Raw genomic sequence first — 14,440 nt, 5'->3', positions numbered from 1 at the left:
CTCTACCGGTGGGCGACCCCGCGGACCGTGCACTCGTTAGGGGGGCCTGTGCCGTGGTTGCTCGCCCCCCTGTTCGGCGGGGTGGCGCCCCGGCGGCGGCCCCCCCGCCGCCGGCTGATGTTCGCCCTGGCCGCCTCCGTGGTCGTCGCCCTGGCCGGACCCGCGATCGCGATGATGGCGGGCGGCGACGACGGCGACGACCCGGTCCGGGTCACCGCGACCGACGAGAAGTCGGGCGTGTGGGCCGAGGTCACCGTGGAGGACGCGGCCTGGGGCAGCCAGATCGAGCTGAAGGTGAAGGACGGCGCGGGTCCGCGCCCCTGCCGGCTGGTCGCCATCGGCCACGACGGCACCGAACAGACCGTGACCAGCTGGAACGTTCCCCTGCACGACGCCCGCCCCAACACGATGCACGGCGGTGCCGCCTGGCACCCGGACGAGATCGCCCGGTACGAGCTGCGCACCGCGGCCGGGGAGCACCTGGTGACGCTGCCGTCCGACTGACGCCGGAGCGGAGTGCGTTCAGGTCACTCCGCCCCGGCGGGAGGCTACTTCAGCAGGCGGGACATCCTCCGGTCCGCCAGCGGCTTCCCGCCCGTCTGACAGGTGGGGCAGTACTGGAGCGAGGAGTCGCTGAAGGAGACCTCGCGGATGGTGTCGCCGCACACCGGGCAGGATTCGCCCGTGCGGCCGTGGACCCGCAGACCGCTCTTCTTCTCGGCCTTCAGCCGCCCGGCGGCCAGCCCCCGGGACCGGTCGACCGCCTCGGTGAGCGTGGTGCGCAGAGCCTCGTAGAGGGTGTGGGTCTCGGCCGGGGTGAGGGAGGCGGCGAGCTTGAACGGGGACATCCGGGCCGCGTGCAGGATCTCGTCGCTGTAGGCGTTGCCGACGCCCGCGATCAGGCTCTGGTCGCGCAGGGCGCCCTTGAGCTGACGGCGTTCGCCCGACAGCAGTGCGGCCAGACGCGCCTCGTCGAAGTCGGCGGCCAGCGGGTCCGGGCCGAGCCGGGCGACGCCGGGCACCTCCCGAGGATCGTGGACGATGTACACCGCCAGCCGCTTCTGGGTGCCGGCCTCGGTGAGGTCGAAGCCCTCCCCCGTCTCCAGGGCGACCCGCAGGGCGAGGGGGCCCTTGCCGGGGCGGGGCGGGCCGTCGGGCAGCCGGTCCTTCCACTGGAGCCAGCCGGCCCGCGCGAGATGGGTGACGAGGTGCGGGCCGTCGCCGGTCGCCAGGTCCAGGAACTTGCCGTACCGGCGCACCGACGTGACCGCGTGGCCCTCGACGGCGGTGAGGGGAGGGTCGTACGTCTTCAGGACGCTGATCGCCACCGGCAGGACGCGCACGATCTCACGGCCGACGACGTGCTCGGCCAGGAAGTCCTTGAGCGCTTCGACCTCGGGGAGTTCCGGCATACGTCCAGAGTGCCACGAGGGGTCAGTGGTCCTCGCGTACGACGAACTCGCACCACACGCACTTGCCGCCGCCCCGCGCCTCCACGCCCCAGACGTCCGTGAGCAGGTCCACCAGGAGCAGGCCGCGTCCGGAGACCCCCGACTCGCCCGCCTCGCGGCGGCGCGGCAGGGCGCTGGAGGAGTCCTCGACCTCGACCCGCAGCCGCCGGTCGCCACCGGTGAGCACCCGCAGGGTGACGATCGCGGCGCCCTCGGTGTGCATCAGGGCGTTGGTGATCAGTTCGTCGGCGACCAGCTCGATCTCGTCGGCGCGGTCCCGGGCGCCCCAGGCGCGCACGGCGGCGCGGATCATGTGCCGGGCCTCGGTGAGGGCCTCCGGGTCGCCGGGCGCCACGTGCTGCTGGAGCCGGCCGCCGGTCTGCGGGGTGTCCAGGCCCCGCCGGCGCATCAGGAGCAGCGCCACGTCGTCGTCCCCGCCGCGCTCCTCGGCGACGTCGATCAGCTGGTCGGCGAGTTTCCACACGTCGTCGGGGCCCGCGGTGATCAGGGCGGCGAGGCCGCGCATGCCGTCGTCGAGTTCGATGCCGGGCTGTTCGACCAGGCCGTCGGTGCACAGCAGCAGGGTGTGGCCGGGGTCCAGTTCGACGGTGCCGACCGGGTACTCGAGGCTGCCGAACTCGGCGGAGAGCCCGAGCGGCAGCCCGCCGGGGACGGGGACGCGCCGGCAGGTCCCGTCGGGGTCGCGCAGCAGCGGGTCGATGTGCCCGGCGCGGACCACCTGGACGACCCCGGTGGACAGGTCGGCCTCCGCGTACAGGCAGGTGGCGAAGCGGTCGGTGTCGAGTTCGTGCAGGAAGACGGAGGCGCGGGCCATCACCGTGGCCGGGGTGTGGCCCTCGGCCGCGTAGGCCTTCAGGACGATGCGCAGCTGGCCCATGACGGCGGCCGCGTGGGTGTCGTGGCCCTGGACGTCGCCGATGACCGCGCCGACCCGGCCGCCGGGCAGCGGGATGACGTCGTACCAGTCGCCGCCGATGTCCCGGCCGTGGGAGCCGCCGATGGTCGCGGCGCGGTAGCGGACGGCGATGTCGGCGCCGGGCACGCCGGGGATGGTGCGCGGCAGCATGGCCTGCTGGAGGCCCTGCGCGATGTCCTTCTCCTGCTCGTAGAACATGGCCCGCTGAAGGCTCTGGGCGATGCTGCTGCCGAGGGCGACGAGGATGTTGCGCTCCTCGGGGGTGAACCCCGCGCGGTTGCTGTAGAGCAGGCCCATCGCGCCGATCGGGCGGGCCTGGACGATGAGCGGCAGATAGGCGGCCGAGGTGATCCTCAGATCGGTGATGTGCGGCCACAGCACGGGGTAGCCGGCCGCGAACTCCTCGGGCGACTCGATGAACCGGGGGGTGAGGGTCCGTACGACCTCGCTCATCGGGTACGGCTCGTCGATCCGGGTGACGAGGGTGCCGGGGACGAAGCTGCCCTCGGGTCCCTCGGCGATCAGCCGGATCCGGCCCGCCTCGACCAGACCCATGACGAGACTGGTCGCGCCGAGGTGGGTGAGGCCCTGGGTGTCCTTGAGGACGTCGATGACGTCCTGCACGGTCCGGGCGTGCGCCAGGGCGGCCGTGGTGAGCTGGACGACGTTGGTCTGTTCGCGCCGGGCGTCGTCCTCGTCGGCCTCGTCGCGGCGGGCGGCGAGGTCGCTCAGCTCGTCGGTGGCGTCGCGGACGATGCCGACGATCCGGCGCGGGCGGCCGGTCCCGTCGCGCCGGATGTAGCCCTGCGTGTGGGTCCAGCGCAGGGTGCCGTCGCGCAGTCGCATGCGGAAGTAGGCCCCGTAGTTCTCGCTGCCGTCCTTGATGGCCTGGGCGACCAGCGCGTCCAGCCGGGTGCCCTCGGTCGCCGGGACCCGGATCCCCAGGGAGACAGGGTTGCCGTCGTACTCGTCGGGCCTGAGGTCGAAGATCTCGTGCGCCCGGGCATCCATGTGGAACAGCCCCGAGTCCAGGTCCCAGTCGAAGGTGCCCATGCGGTTGAGCGCCAGGATCGGATCCGGGCGGGCGGGCCAGTCGTCCGGGACTGACAGGGCGCTCGCTCCCCGATCAACCATGGGGCCACCTTGCCAGGGTTTGCCCGATTCTTCGACCGGGGAGCGACCTCGGGTCACCGGCCGCCGGTGAGGGCGTCGGCGGGACTGCCGAAGACGGTGTCGAAGGAGGCGGGGGCGCCGTCGTCGGCCTCCGCGGGCTCGCCGGGCGCCGCGGGTTCCCGCGGGGCGGCGTCGGGACCCTCCGGGACCCGCCCGTCGGCGTCGGCCGTGTCGGACTCGTCGGGCCCGTCCGGGATCAGACCGCCGCCGTCGGGCAGGTCCGGGATCTCCGGGACGGTCTCGGGGCCGAGACCGTCGGGGCCCAGGCCGTCGGGGCCGAGCCCGGATTCGAGGTCGGAGCCGAAGGGGTCGGCCAGGGCGTCGCGCGCCTCGCCCGCCGGGACGACGAGGCGGGTGCCCGGCGTCGGGTCCGTGCCCGCGTCGCCCCGTTCGGCGATGAGCAGCGTCGCCGCGAGCGCGCCGCCGGTGAGGAGGACTGTCGTGGGTAGTCGCACCGCGTTCTCCCATATCACCCGGTGTCAGTTCGTCCACTATTGTCTGCTTCACCCACCAGGGTTACGCAAACGGAGGACAGGAACACCCACGGTGACGGGGCCAGAATGGAACGAAGGAGCGCACGGCCGTGGAGTGGTTCACCGCACCCGATTACTGGCTGAGCCGGCTGGTCTTCCAGCGGGCGCTGGCCGCCGTGTACCTGGTGGCGTTCCTGACGGCGGCCCTCCAGTTCCGCGCGCTGCTCGGGGAGCGCGGGATGCTGCCGATCCCCCGCTTCACGGCGCGGGTCGACTTCCGGCGGGCGCCGAGCCTGTTCCAGCTGCGCTACTCCGACCGGCTGTTCGCGGGATGCGCCTGGACGGGGTGCGCGGTGTCGGCGGCGCTGCTGGCGGGGCTGGACGGCCTGCTGCCGCTGGGGGCCGGGATGCTGCTGTGGGTGGTGCCCTGGGTGCTGTACCTGTCGATCGTCAACGTCGGCCAGACCTGGTACGCGTTCGGCTGGGAGTCCCTGCTCCTGGAGACCGGTTTCCTCGCGGTCTTCCTCGGCAACGACGAGGTGGCCCCGCCGGTCCTGGTGCTCTTCCTGCTGCGCTGGATCCTGTTCCGGGTGGAGTTCGGCGCGGGTCTGATCAAGATGCGGGGCGACGAGTGCTGGCGGAAGCTGACCTGTCTGGACCACCACCACGAGACCCAGCCGATGCCGGGCCCGCTGAGCTGGTTCTTCCACCACCTGCCGAAGCCGCTGCACCGCGTCGAGGTGGCCGCCAACCACGTCACCCAGCTGGTCGTGCCGTTCCTGCTGTTCACCCCGCAGCCGGTGGCGACCGCCGCCGCGTCCCTGATGATCCTGACCCAGCTGTGGCTGGTGCTCTCGGGCAACTTCTCGTGGCTGAACTGGATCGCCATCGTCCTGGCCGTCCCCGCCCTGGCCCTGCCCTCAGGGGACCGCTCCTTCCCCTCGACCCCGCTCTGGTACGAGGTGGTGGTGCTCGCCGTGGCCGCGCTCCTCGTCCTGTTGAGCTACCACCCGGTGGTGAACATGCTCTCCCGCCGCCAGGTCATGAACCGCTCCTTCGACCCGCTCCACCTGGTCAACACCTACGGCGCGTTCGGCAGCGTCAGCCGGATCCGTTACGAGGTGGTCGTCGAGGGCACCCTCGACGACGTCCCGCGCGAGGACTCCGAGTGGCGGGAGTACGAGTTCAAGGGCAAGCCGGGCGATCCACGGCACTGGCCGCGCCAGTTCGCGCCCTACCATCTGCGGCTGGACTGGCTGATGTGGTTCGCCGCGCTCTCCCCCGCGTACGCCGGACCGTGGTTCGGGGCGCTGGTGGAGCGGCTGCTGGAGAACGACCGGGACACGCTGAGGCTGCTGCGCCGCTCGCCGTTCCCGCCGGACCGGCCGCCCCGTCATGTCCGCGCCCGGCTCTTCCGCTACCGCTACACCAGCTGGCGGGAGCTGCGGGAGACGGGCGCCTGCTGGGAGCGGACGTATGTGCGCGAGTACCTGCCGCCGACCCGGCTGGCGGCGACGGTGCAGAGGCCGTAGATCAGAGGCCACAGATCAGAGGCCGCAGATCAGAGGCCGTAGATCAGAGGCCGTAGACGCGGGTGGCCGTCCCGTCGAACACCTCGGCGCGCTCGGCCGCGTCCAGGCCGGACGTCAGCTCCCGGGCGGCGGCGGCCACCTCGCCGTAGGAGGCGGCGAGCGTGCACACCGGCCAGTCCGAGCCGAACATCAGACGCCCGGGGCCGAAGGCGTCCAGGACCGTGTCGGCGTACGGGCGCAGGTCGTCGACGGTCCAGGAGGCGGGGTCGGCCTCGGTGACCAGGCCGGAGAGCTTGCAGACGGTGTTGGGCAGGGCGGCCAGCGCGCGCAGGTCGGACGCCCAGGGTTCCAGGGCGCCGGAGGCGACGGGCGGCTTGCCCAGGTGGTCCAGGACGAAGGTGAGGCCGGGCAGGGCCGCGGCCGCCTCGGCGCACGCGGGCAGCTGGTGCGGAAGGACGACCAGGTCGTAGACCAGGCCCGCCTCGGCGACGGCGGCCAGGCCCCGGGTCACCTCCGGGAGCAGCAGCCACCCCGGATCGGGCTCGCCCTGGACCTGGTGCCGGACGCCCTTGAGATAGCGGCCGCCGGGGAGTGCGCGCAGACGGGCCAGTTCGCCGGCCACGTCCGGGCGGGTGAGGTCGGTCCAGCCGACGACGCCGGCGACCAGGTCGTGCGCGGCGGCCAGGGCGAGGAACTCCGGGGTCTCCTCGGGCACGGTGACCGTCTGGACGAGCACCGTGCGGTCGACTCCGGCCGCGCGGGCCTCGGGGGCGAGGTCCGCCGGGGTGAAGTCGCGCCGCAGCGGGCTGTCCGCGTCGATCCAGCCCTGGTCCCGGACCGAGAGGTCCCAGACGTGATGGTGGGCGTCGACGGTCACGGCAGCTCCCGGACGACGGGCAGGCCGGCGGCCGCGCCCTCGTCGGTGTAGTCGTGCACCACGTCGAGCAGGTCGGCCATACGAGCCTGACAGGCCACATTGACCGGCAGCTCCTCCAGCTCGGCGAGGAGCCGGGCGTAGTCCTCGCACTCCAGGACGGGGAACAGGTCGGTTCCTCCCCCTCGCTCAGCTGCGCTCGCGCGGGGGGACCCCCACCGCCAGATCGTCCAGGAGGTGGCGCCGACGGCCCGGATGGCGTCGGTGAGTTCCTCCGGGACCTCGCGGTGGGCGGCCTCGTAGGCGTCGATCCGGTCGGCGCGGACCGTGGTGTGCAGGGCGACTCTCATGACGGCTCCTCCGCCGGCAGCAGTCCGGCGTCCCTCAGCTCCGCCCAGAGGGCGGCGGGGACGGGGACGGCGAACTGTTCGGCGCAGTCCTCGGCCTCGGCCGCCGAGCGGGCGCCGACCAGGACGCTCGCGACCGCCGGATGGGCGGCGCAGAAGGCCAGCGCGGCGGCGCGCAGGGTGGTGCCGTGGCGTTCGGCGACCGCCTTCATGCGCAGAGCGGTCCGGAGCAGCTCGGCCGGCGCCTGGGCGTAGTTGTAGGTCGCCTCGGGCCCGGGGTCCGCCAGCAGACCCGAGTTGAAGGCACCGCCGATGACGACCGAGACGCCCCGCTCGACGGCCGCGGGCAGCAGGTCGGCGCGGGCGCGCTGGTCGAGGAGGGTGTAGCGGCCCGCGCAGAGCACCACGTCGACGTCCGTCTCGCGGACGAACCGGGTGAGCATCTCGGCCTGGTTCATCCCCGCGCCGATCGCGCCCACGACGCCTTCCGAGCGCAGCCGCTCCAGGGCGGGGTAGCCCTCCCGGAACGCCTGTTCGGCATGGTCGTCCGGGTCGTGCAGGAACACGACGTCCACGTGGTCGAGGCCGAGTCGTTCGAGGGATGCCTCCAGGGAGCGCCGTACGCCGTCGGCGCTGAAGTCCCACACCCGCCGGTGCGTGGCGGGCACCGCGAAGCCGTGGGCGAGGTCGTCGCCGCCGTCCGCGGAGGGTTCCAGGCGGCGGCCCAACTTGGTCGACACGGTGTACTCGGTGCGCGGGTGTTCCCGCAGGGCGGCGCCGAGGCGTTTCTCGGACAGGCCCAGCCCGTAGTGCGGCGCGGTGTCGAAGTAGCGCACGCCGCGTCGCCAGGCGGCGGCCACGGTGTCGTACGCCTGGTCGTCGGTGACCTCGGTGAAGAGGTTGCCGAGCGGGCCGGCGCCGAGGGCCAGGCCGGTGACCTCGACGCCGCTGCGGCCCAGGGCGGTCATCGGGTGGCCGCCGGGCGCAGGCGCAGGCCCTGCATGCCGCCGTCGACGGCGAGGGAGGTACCGGTGGTGGCGCCGGACAGGGGGCTCGCCAGGTAGGCGATGGCGCCCGCGACCTCGGCGGCGCTGACCAGCCGGCCGGTGGGCTGGCGGGCTTCGAGGGCGGCGCGTTCGGAGGCCGGGTCGTCGGCGGCGTCCAGCAGCCGGCCGACCCACGGGGTGTCGGCGGTGCCGGGGTTGACGCAGTTGACGCGGATGCCCTCGCGGACGTGGTCGGCGGCCATGGCGAGGGTCAGCGCGTACACCGCACCCTTGGTCGCGCTGTACAGGGCACGCCGGGGCAGGCCCGCGGTGGCGGCGATGGAGCAGGTGTTGACGACGGCCGCGTGGGCGGAGGCGCGCAGATGCGGCAGCGCGGCGCGGGCCACGCGGACCATGCCGACCACGTTGACGTCGAGGACGCGGTGCCACTCGGCGTCGTCGTTGTCCTCGACGGTGCCCTGGGCGCCGATGCCCGCGTTGTTGACCAGGACGTCCAGCCCGCCGAGGTCGGCGACGGCGGCCGCGACGGCGGCCCGTACGGAGGCGTCGTCGCTGACGTCGGCGCGGTGGCCGAGCAGGGGCTTGTCGACGCCCGAGGGGTCCAGGTCGAGGACGGCGACCCGGGCGCCGCGCGCGGCCAGCAGTTCCGCGGTGGCCCGGCCGATGCCGGAGGCACCCCCGGTCACCAGGGCCGTCAGCCCTTCGAAGTCGCTCACGCCGCCTTCTCCTTCCGGGGGTCCGGTCACGGGGTCGCGATTGCGGGGTCGCTGTTGCAGGATCGCGGTCGCCGCTTCGCATATTTATCAGACCACTTCCCTCCTCGAACACCCTCAGAGCGCCCACTGGCGTGTTTCCGGACCCAGTGGTGACCCAGTGGTCCGACCACCTCCGTGGTTAGACTGCCGCGCACCGGCGACAGGAGAGGCCACGTGGAAGAGACCCCGCGCAGCGCGCCCGCCCCCAGGGGCACGGTGACACAGCGCGCCATCGAGCAGATCAAGGCGATGATCGGCGAGGGGCTGCTGGAGCCGGGCCAGCGGCTGCCGACCGAGCGTGATCTCGCGGCCCAGCTGGGCATCTCCCGCAGTTCGATGCGCGAGGCGATCCGGGCGCTGACGGTGCTGGGGGTGCTGGAGGCCCGGCACGGCTCCGGGATCTATGTGACCGCGCTGGAGGCCGGGGACCTGCTGGAGACGTTCGGGGTGGTCGCCGACCTCTCGCGCGGGCCGCGTCTGGTGGAGCTGATGGAGGTCCGGCGGATCCTGGAGTCGACGGCGACCGCGCTGGCCGCCGCCCGGATCACCCCGGAGCAACTGGCGGACGTGGCGGAGCACTTGGCCGCGATGAACGCCACGGACGACCCGGAGGAGATCCTCGCCCACGACCTCGCCTTCCACCGGGCGATCGCCGCGGCGGCCGGCAACGAGACGGTGGCGGCGATCCTGGAGGGCCTGTCCTCGCGCACCTTCCGGGCCCGGGTCCGGCGTGGCTACCGCGAGGAGGGCGCGTTCGCCCGGACCCGGCGCGAGCACGCGGCGATCCACCGCGCCTTGGCCGCCCGTGACCCGGAGGCGGCCCGGGCGGCGGCGGCCGCGCACGTGGGCGAGGTGGAGGAGTGGCTCAGGGCGCAGGTAGGGATCTGAGCGCCGCGCGACGGCCTCTGGACGCGGTGCCTCCCGACGCGGCGGCCTCTCGACGCAGGGCGCCCGGCGGGGCACAGTTCTCCCTACGTACTCACGAGTAGTGCACGCACACCGAGGGAGCTGCCGTGACCAGCTGGGTCGGCCGGACCGCCGTCGAGATCGCCGCCGCCGTACGGGCGAAGGAGGCCACGCCCCGGGAGGTGGTCGCCGAGCACCTGGCGCGGATCGAGCGGCTGGACGGGCGGATCGGGGCGTTCCGGGCGGTGCGCGCGAACGCGGCGCTGGCCGAGGCCGACGAGGTGGCCGCCCGCGCCGACCTGGCCGAACTCCCGCTGGCCGGCGTGCCGGTGGCGGTCAAGGACAATCTCGCCGTACGGGGTGAGTCGACGCGGATGGGCTCGGCCGCGACCTCGGACACGCCCGCCGACGCCGACCATGTCACGGTGGCCCGGCTGCGGGCTGCGGGCGCGGTGGTCGTGGGGCTGACGAACGTGCCGGAGCTGTGTGTCTTCGGGACCACCGAGGGCGTGCACGGCACCGCCCGCAATCCGTGGGACACCTCGCGCACGGCGGGCGGCTCGTCCGGCGGCAGCGCGGCCGCGGTGGCCGCTGGGATGGTGCCGATCGCGCTGGGCAACGACGGCATGGGCTCGCTGCGCATACCGGCGGCCAACTGCGGTGTGGTGACGATCAAGCCGGGCCGGGGCGTGGTGCCCGCGGGGATCGGCGAGGGCGACTGGTTCGGGATGTCGGAGAACGGCCCGCTGGCCACGACGGTGGCGGACGCGCGGCTGATGCTGTCGGTCCTCGCGGCCACCGGCGCCCCGGGGCCCGAGGAGCCCGGCGCGCTGCGGATCGCCGTCTCCGCGCGGAGCCCGCTGGCCGGGGTCACGGTCAGTGCCCCGTACGCGGGCGCGGCGCGGGACGCGGCCGGGGTGCTGATGCGGGCGGGGCACCAGGTGCGGCGGGCCGAGCCGCCGTATCCGCTGTCGCTGGGGGTGACCTCGCTCGCGCACTGGACGGCGGGCACGGCGGTGGACGCGGCGCGTCTCGACGCGCGGCTGCTGACCCGGCGCACCCGGGTGCACGCGGCGCTCGGCCGGCGTTTCCTGAAGGGGGTGCGCGGCGGTTCGGCGCGGGAGGAGCTGGTGCGGCGGCTGGAGCCGTTCTTCGCGGAGTACGACGTGCTGCTCACCCCGGCGCTGGCGCGGCGTTCGCCCCGGTCGGAGCCGTGGCACGAGCGGGGCTGGCTGCGCAATGTCCTGGTGAACACGTACTACTCGCCGCTGACCCCGCCGTGGAACCTGACCGGCTGGCCGGCGATGGCGGTGCCGTTCGGCACGCTGCCGTCCGGGACGCCCGCCGCCGTGCAGCTGGTGGGGCGGCCGGGGTCGGAGGGCGAACTGCTGCGGCTGGCGGAGCAGTTGGAGGCGCTGCGGCCGTGGCGTCGGACGGCGCCGCTGGACTGAGCGAAGAGCGTCGGAGGTCTGCATGGGCGTGGCTTGCGCACGCGCACGCCCATGCGGTGGGCGATCGCGAGGGATCCCGCCGGCGGGATCAGTCCACGCTGGGGAGGATGTGGGGCTCGGCGAGGTCGTCCTCGTAGCCCGCCAGGCGGATCGGGGCGGAGCGGGCCCACACGTCGAGGCTGCGGATCTCGCCGGGCCTGCGGCCGGCCCGCTCCGGGCGTTCCTTGGGGCGTTGCTCGCGATTCGTCTTCTCCGGTGTCACCGCGCACTCCTTATGTGTCGGGTCACCCTCGGGGCGTGCCGGTCAGTCTGCGATCCGGCGCTGAACGCTCCCTGGGGTCTGGCTGGAGTCGGTGGCGACGCGGTCGTGCCCGGTGACTCCGAGGAGAGCTGGCCGTTGTGAACCGGCTTGTCCCAGACGGACGGTGGGTGTGGGTGGCACTCCGTCCTGCTGTCCGTCCGCTACAGAGTAACCAAATGAGCAGGGGGCCGCTCGATAGGGCTGAAAATTTGAGGTAACCATGACGCGTCACCCGCATGTCCCCGCAGGTGAATTGAACCTTTTTTCCCACGAAAGCACCCCTTGGGTTCACCCGTCCGGCGTACACGGGCGGCCGACGCCACGTTCGTCGCGCAGTTCAAGTCCCGTTCGCCCCGTCGCAAGCAGGCCATGATCTGCTGACGTACCGAACGGCTGTCTCGCGGGAGGACTGACGCATGGAGCTGCGCAGCGTCGAGGAGCTGATGGACCTGCTGTACGCCTGCCGGGGCGTGCGGGACACCCCGGAGGGCTCCGCCGTCCCCGGGATCGATCTTCACGACCACGCGCTCCAGACGGCCGCGCTGCTGCGCCGAAGTCGCCCCGCGGACAAAGAACTCCAGCTCACCGGGCTGGTCCACCCCATCGGGCAGCTGCTGTGCCCCACCGACCCCGCGGGTCGCGCCGAGCGCGCCGCCGAGGCCGTACGACCGCTGCTCGGTGCCCGGGTCGCCCACCTGGTCCGCCTCCACCCCTGGCTCGCCGCACCGGCCGACGACGATCTGCTCCGGCTGCGCCAGGCCGACCAGGACGGCCGGTCCGCCGGGTTCGACGCGGGGGTGCTGGAGGACTGGCGGACGGTCCTGGAACTGGTCGTCGAGCGCAACTCACGTCTCGGGGCTGTCGATTGAGGGTCCGCCGTGAGACCGTACGCCGATGACGTCGTCGTACGGACTGCGGGGCAGGGCCGCCGTCGTCACGGGGGCCACGCGGGGCATCGGCCGGGCGGTGGCCCGGGCGCTGGCCGACGCCGGGGCGCGGGTGTGCGTGAGCGCGCGGGACGCCGACGAGGTGCGGCGGACCGCCGGTGAGCTGGGCGGGGTCGGGCTGGCCGGGAACGTCGGCGATCCCTCCCACGCGCGGGCGCTGACCGACCTCTGCCTGGACGCGTTCGGACGGCTGGACGTGCTGGTCAGCAACGCGGCGACCAACCAGCCGTTCGGCCCGCTCATGGACGCCGACCCGGACGTGTGGCGGGAGGCGTTCACGGTGAACGTCGAGGCGCCGCTGCGGCTGGTGCAGTGCGCGTGGCGGGGCTGGATGCGCGAGCACGGCGGGGCCGTGGTCACCGTCTGCACGGAGGGCGCGGGTCACGTCGGCCCCGGCGTCGGCGCCTACGGCACCGCCAAGGCGGCCCTGCTCCACCTCACCCAGCAGCTCGCCGGAGAGCTGGGACCGGGCGTCCGGGTCAACTCCGTCTCCCCCGGCCTCGTACGCACCGAGATGGCCCGGTTCGTCTGGGAGCCCGGAGAGACGGAGATCGCGGCGGGGCTGCCGCTGGGCCGGATCGGCGAGCCGGAGGACGTGGCGCGGGCGGTGCTCTGGCTGTGCTCCGACGACGCGGCGTGGATCACCGGCGCCGACCTACTGGTCGACGGCGGGACGCGGGTGCGCGCGGCGCGCACCCCGGCCCGTCACCACTTGCCCGGCGCGTAGTCCTTCATGAAGACGCCGTACAGGTCCTCGCCGGCCTCGCCGCGCACCACGGGGTCGTAGACGCGGGCCGCGCCGTCGACCAGGTCGAGCGGGGCGTGGAAGCCCTCCTCGGCGAGGCGCAGCTTGTCGTAGTGCGGGCGCTCGTCGGTGATCCAGCCGGTGTCGACCGAGGTCATCAGGATGCCGTCGGTCTGGAACATCTCCTGTGCGCTGGTCCGCGTGACCATGTTCATGGCGGCCTTGGCGGCGTTGGTGTTCGGGTGACCCGCGCCCTTGTAGCCGCGCCCGAAGACGCCCTCCATGGCCGAGACGTTCACGACGTACGCGCGCCCGCTGCTCGCCCGCCTGGCCGCTTCGGCCATGACCGGGCGGAGCTTGCTGATCAGGATGAACGGCGCCGTGTAGTTGCACAGCTGGGTCTCCAGCAGCTCCACCGGGGAGATCTGCTCGATGGTCTGCACCCAGGTGTTGGTGTCGACGACGTCGGGGACCAGACCGCCCGCGTCGATGGCGGTGCCGTCGAGATGCCGGGCGACGCTGGCGTTGCCGGCGACCAGGGCGAGGTCGGCGACCTGCTGCGCGTCCAGGCCGCTGGTGCCGAGGGGCAGCGCGGCGAGTCCGTCGACCGCGCCGGAGCCGAAGGCGCCGATGACGTGGTGGGCGGGCAGCTCGCCGGCGGGCAGCGGGGCGCTCTCGCCGCCGACCAGGGCGGCGTAGGCGGAGGGCAGGCGGCGTACGGTCTGCGTCGCGTTGTTGATGAGGATGTCGAGCGGGCCCGCCTCGGCGACCTGGTCGGCGAGCGCCACGGCCTGGGCCGGGTCGCGCAGGTCGATGCCGACGACCTCCAGACGGTGGATCCAGTCCGCCGAGTCGTCCATGGCCTTGAAGCGGCGGATCGCGTCCTTCGGGAAGCGGGTCGTGATCGTGGTGTGCGCGCCGTCGCGCAGCAGCCGGAGCGCGATGTACATGCCGATCTTGGCGCGGCCGCCGGTGAGCAGTGCGCGCTTGCCGGTGAGGTCGGCGCGGGCGTCGCGGCGGGCGCGGTTCTCGGCGGCGCAGTTCTGGCAGAGCTGGTGGTAGAAGTAGTCGACCTCGACGTAGCGGGTCTTGCAGGTGTAGCAGGAGCGGGGCCGCTGGAGTATCCCGGCGATCCGGCCCTCCTCGGTGATCGACGACGGCAGGATGCCCTCGGTCTCGTCGTCGATGCGCTGGGCGGAGCCGGTCGCGGTGGCCTCGGTGACCGACTTGTCGTGGGCGGTCTTGGCGGCCCGGCGCTCCTGGCGGCGGCGCTGCTTCACCGTGCGGTAGACGCCCGCGGTGGCCCGGCGTACGGCGATCGCGTCGGGGTGGTCGACCTCGAGCTTGTCGAGTTCCTCGAGCACGCCGAGGCAGACGGCGAGCCGCTCGGGGTCGATGCCGGGCCCGTACACGACGTCGTCCACGACCTCGCTCGTGATCGCCGAGCCGTCCTCTGTCACCGTCATCGCGCTGCCGTTTCCTGATCGCCGTGCGGCGCTCCGACCGCGCCCGCTTTCGAACGGGGAAGTCTACGGAGCGCC

General features: G+C 73.6%; 15 protein-coding genes. 6 read left to right on the top strand and 9 right to left on the bottom strand.

Annotated elements, in window-relative coordinates; genetic code table 11:
- The coding region (locus tag ACZ6D7_RS36580) for a hypothetical protein (RefSeq protein WP_469500405.1) at positions 1 to 504 on the top strand (504 nt) is incomplete at its 5' end.
- A gap of 44 nt (positions 505 to 548) precedes the next feature.
- Here the strand turns inward: ACZ6D7_RS36580 and ACZ6D7_RS36575 are convergent.
- The 3 genes from ACZ6D7_RS36575 to ACZ6D7_RS36565 are packed head-to-tail and all read right to left on the bottom strand — an operon-like array spanning position 549 to position 4,016.
- The gene (locus ACZ6D7_RS36575; protein WP_469500403.1) at positions 549 to 1,412 is read right to left on the bottom strand and encodes an Fpg/Nei family DNA glycosylase; all 864 of its coding nucleotides are present in this window, start codon (positions 1,410 to 1,412) and stop codon (positions 549 to 551) included.
- Between the two features lie 22 nt (positions 1,413 to 1,434).
- Positions 1,435 to 3,522, bottom strand: a complete 2,088-nt coding sequence (locus tag ACZ6D7_RS36570; protein ID WP_469500402.1) for a SpoIIE family protein phosphatase — start codon at positions 3,520 to 3,522, stop codon at positions 1,435 to 1,437.
- 53 nt (positions 3,523 to 3,575) lie between these two features.
- Complete coding sequence (locus ACZ6D7_RS36565; protein ID WP_469500400.1) at positions 3,576 to 4,016, bottom strand: hypothetical protein; 441 nt, start codon at positions 4,014 to 4,016, stop codon at positions 3,576 to 3,578.
- Positions 4,017 to 4,144: 128 nt separating this feature from the next.
- On the opposite strand from ACZ6D7_RS36565, the gene ACZ6D7_RS36560 reads away from it, so the two are divergent.
- Positions 4,145 to 5,566 (top strand): lipase maturation factor family protein, encoded by a 1,422-nt coding sequence (locus ACZ6D7_RS36560; RefSeq protein WP_469500398.1) that lies wholly within the window; start codon positions 4,145 to 4,147, stop codon positions 5,564 to 5,566.
- 43 nt (positions 5,567 to 5,609) lie between these two features.
- On the opposite strand, the gene ACZ6D7_RS36555 is transcribed toward ACZ6D7_RS36560, so the two are convergent.
- From ACZ6D7_RS36555 to ACZ6D7_RS36540, 4 genes are read right to left on the bottom strand one after another with little or no spacing between them, the layout of a single operon-like run.
- Positions 5,610 to 6,443 carry an amidohydrolase family protein gene (locus ACZ6D7_RS36555; protein ID WP_469500396.1) on the bottom strand — a complete coding sequence of 278 codons (834 nt, stop codon included), beginning with the start codon at positions 6,441 to 6,443 and terminating at the stop codon, positions 5,610 to 5,612.
- On the bottom strand, positions 6,440 to 6,790 hold the full coding sequence (locus ACZ6D7_RS36550; RefSeq protein WP_469500394.1) for an L-rhamnose mutarotase: 351 nt from the start codon (positions 6,788 to 6,790) through the stop codon (positions 6,440 to 6,442). The genes ACZ6D7_RS36555 and ACZ6D7_RS36550 overlap by 4 nt, the downstream gene beginning before the upstream one ends.
- Complete coding sequence (locus ACZ6D7_RS36545; RefSeq protein ID WP_469500392.1) at positions 6,787 to 7,755, bottom strand: aldo/keto reductase; 969 nt, start codon at positions 7,753 to 7,755, stop codon at positions 6,787 to 6,789. The genes ACZ6D7_RS36550 and ACZ6D7_RS36545 overlap by 4 nt, the downstream gene beginning before the upstream one ends.
- Positions 7,752 to 8,510 carry an SDR family NAD(P)-dependent oxidoreductase gene (locus ACZ6D7_RS36540; protein WP_469500391.1) on the bottom strand — a complete coding sequence of 253 codons (759 nt, stop codon included), beginning with the start codon at positions 8,508 to 8,510 and terminating at the stop codon, positions 7,752 to 7,754. Before ACZ6D7_RS36540 ends, ACZ6D7_RS36545 begins: the two co-directional genes overlap by 4 nt.
- Before the next feature lie 213 nt (positions 8,511 to 8,723).
- Here ACZ6D7_RS36540 and ACZ6D7_RS36535 point away from each other — a divergent pair, with 213 nt between their 5' ends.
- Positions 8,724 to 9,437, top strand: a complete 714-nt coding sequence (locus ACZ6D7_RS36535) for a FadR/GntR family transcriptional regulator (protein WP_469500389.1) — start codon at positions 8,724 to 8,726, stop codon at positions 9,435 to 9,437.
- Positions 9,438 to 9,562: 125 nt separating this feature from the next.
- Positions 9,563 to 10,906 carry an amidase gene (locus ACZ6D7_RS36530; RefSeq protein WP_469500386.1) on the top strand — a complete coding sequence of 448 codons (1,344 nt, stop codon included), beginning with the start codon at positions 9,563 to 9,565 and terminating at the stop codon, positions 10,904 to 10,906.
- Positions 10,907 to 10,994: 88 nt separating this feature from the next.
- On the opposite strand, the gene ACZ6D7_RS36525 is transcribed toward ACZ6D7_RS36530, so the two are convergent.
- Complete coding sequence (locus ACZ6D7_RS36525; protein ID WP_189706228.1) at positions 10,995 to 11,168, bottom strand: hypothetical protein; 174 nt, start codon at positions 11,166 to 11,168, stop codon at positions 10,995 to 10,997.
- Positions 11,169 to 11,623: 455 nt separating this feature from the next.
- Between ACZ6D7_RS36525 and ACZ6D7_RS36520 the strand changes: the two genes are divergently transcribed.
- Complete coding sequence (locus ACZ6D7_RS36520) at positions 11,624 to 12,076, top strand: hypothetical protein (RefSeq protein ID WP_469500384.1); 453 nt, start codon at positions 11,624 to 11,626, stop codon at positions 12,074 to 12,076.
- Between the two features lie 25 nt (positions 12,077 to 12,101).
- Positions 12,102 to 12,881 carry an SDR family oxidoreductase gene (locus ACZ6D7_RS36515; protein WP_469500383.1) on the top strand — a complete coding sequence of 260 codons (780 nt, stop codon included), beginning with the start codon at positions 12,102 to 12,104 and terminating at the stop codon, positions 12,879 to 12,881.
- Here ACZ6D7_RS36515 and ACZ6D7_RS36510 read toward each other — a convergent pair.
- Positions 12,860 to 14,365 (bottom strand): SDR family NAD(P)-dependent oxidoreductase, encoded by a 1,506-nt coding sequence (locus ACZ6D7_RS36510; protein WP_469500381.1) that lies wholly within the window; start codon positions 14,363 to 14,365, stop codon positions 12,860 to 12,862. The two genes, ACZ6D7_RS36515 and ACZ6D7_RS36510, sit on opposite strands and share 22 nt — an antisense overlap.
- Between the last annotated feature and the right edge of the window lie 75 nt (positions 14,366 to 14,440).

It is taken from the genome of Streptomyces sp. NPDC041784 (assembly GCF_055591025.1).
Note: the sequence above shows the minus strand (reverse complement) of the source record. Positions and strands in the feature narration are given on the sequence as shown.

Coding starts and splice junctions, on each gene's coding strand:
- ACZ6D7_RS36575 (WP_469500403.1), bottom strand. CDS start 1,412: ATGCCGGAACTCCCCGAGGTCGAAGCGCTCAAGGACTTCCTGGCCGAG.
- ACZ6D7_RS36570 (WP_469500402.1), bottom strand. CDS start 3,522: ATGGTTGATCGGGGAGCGAGCGCCCTGTCAGTCCCGGACGACTGGCCC.
- ACZ6D7_RS36550 (WP_469500394.1), bottom strand. CDS start 6,790: ATGAGAGTCGCCCTGCACACCACGGTCCGCGCCGACCGGATCGACGCC.
- ACZ6D7_RS36545 (WP_469500392.1), bottom strand. CDS start 7,755: ATGACCGCCCTGGGCCGCAGCGGCGTCGAGGTCACCGGCCTGGCCCTC.
- ACZ6D7_RS36520 (WP_469500384.1), top strand. CDS start 11,624: ATGGAGCTGCGCAGCGTCGAGGAGCTGATGGACCTGCTGTACGCCTGC.
- ACZ6D7_RS36515 (WP_469500383.1), top strand. CDS start 12,102: ATGACGTCGTCGTACGGACTGCGGGGCAGGGCCGCCGTCGTCACGGGG.
- ACZ6D7_RS36510 (WP_469500381.1), bottom strand. CDS start 14,365: ATGACGGTGACAGAGGACGGCTCGGCGATCACGAGCGAGGTCGTGGAC.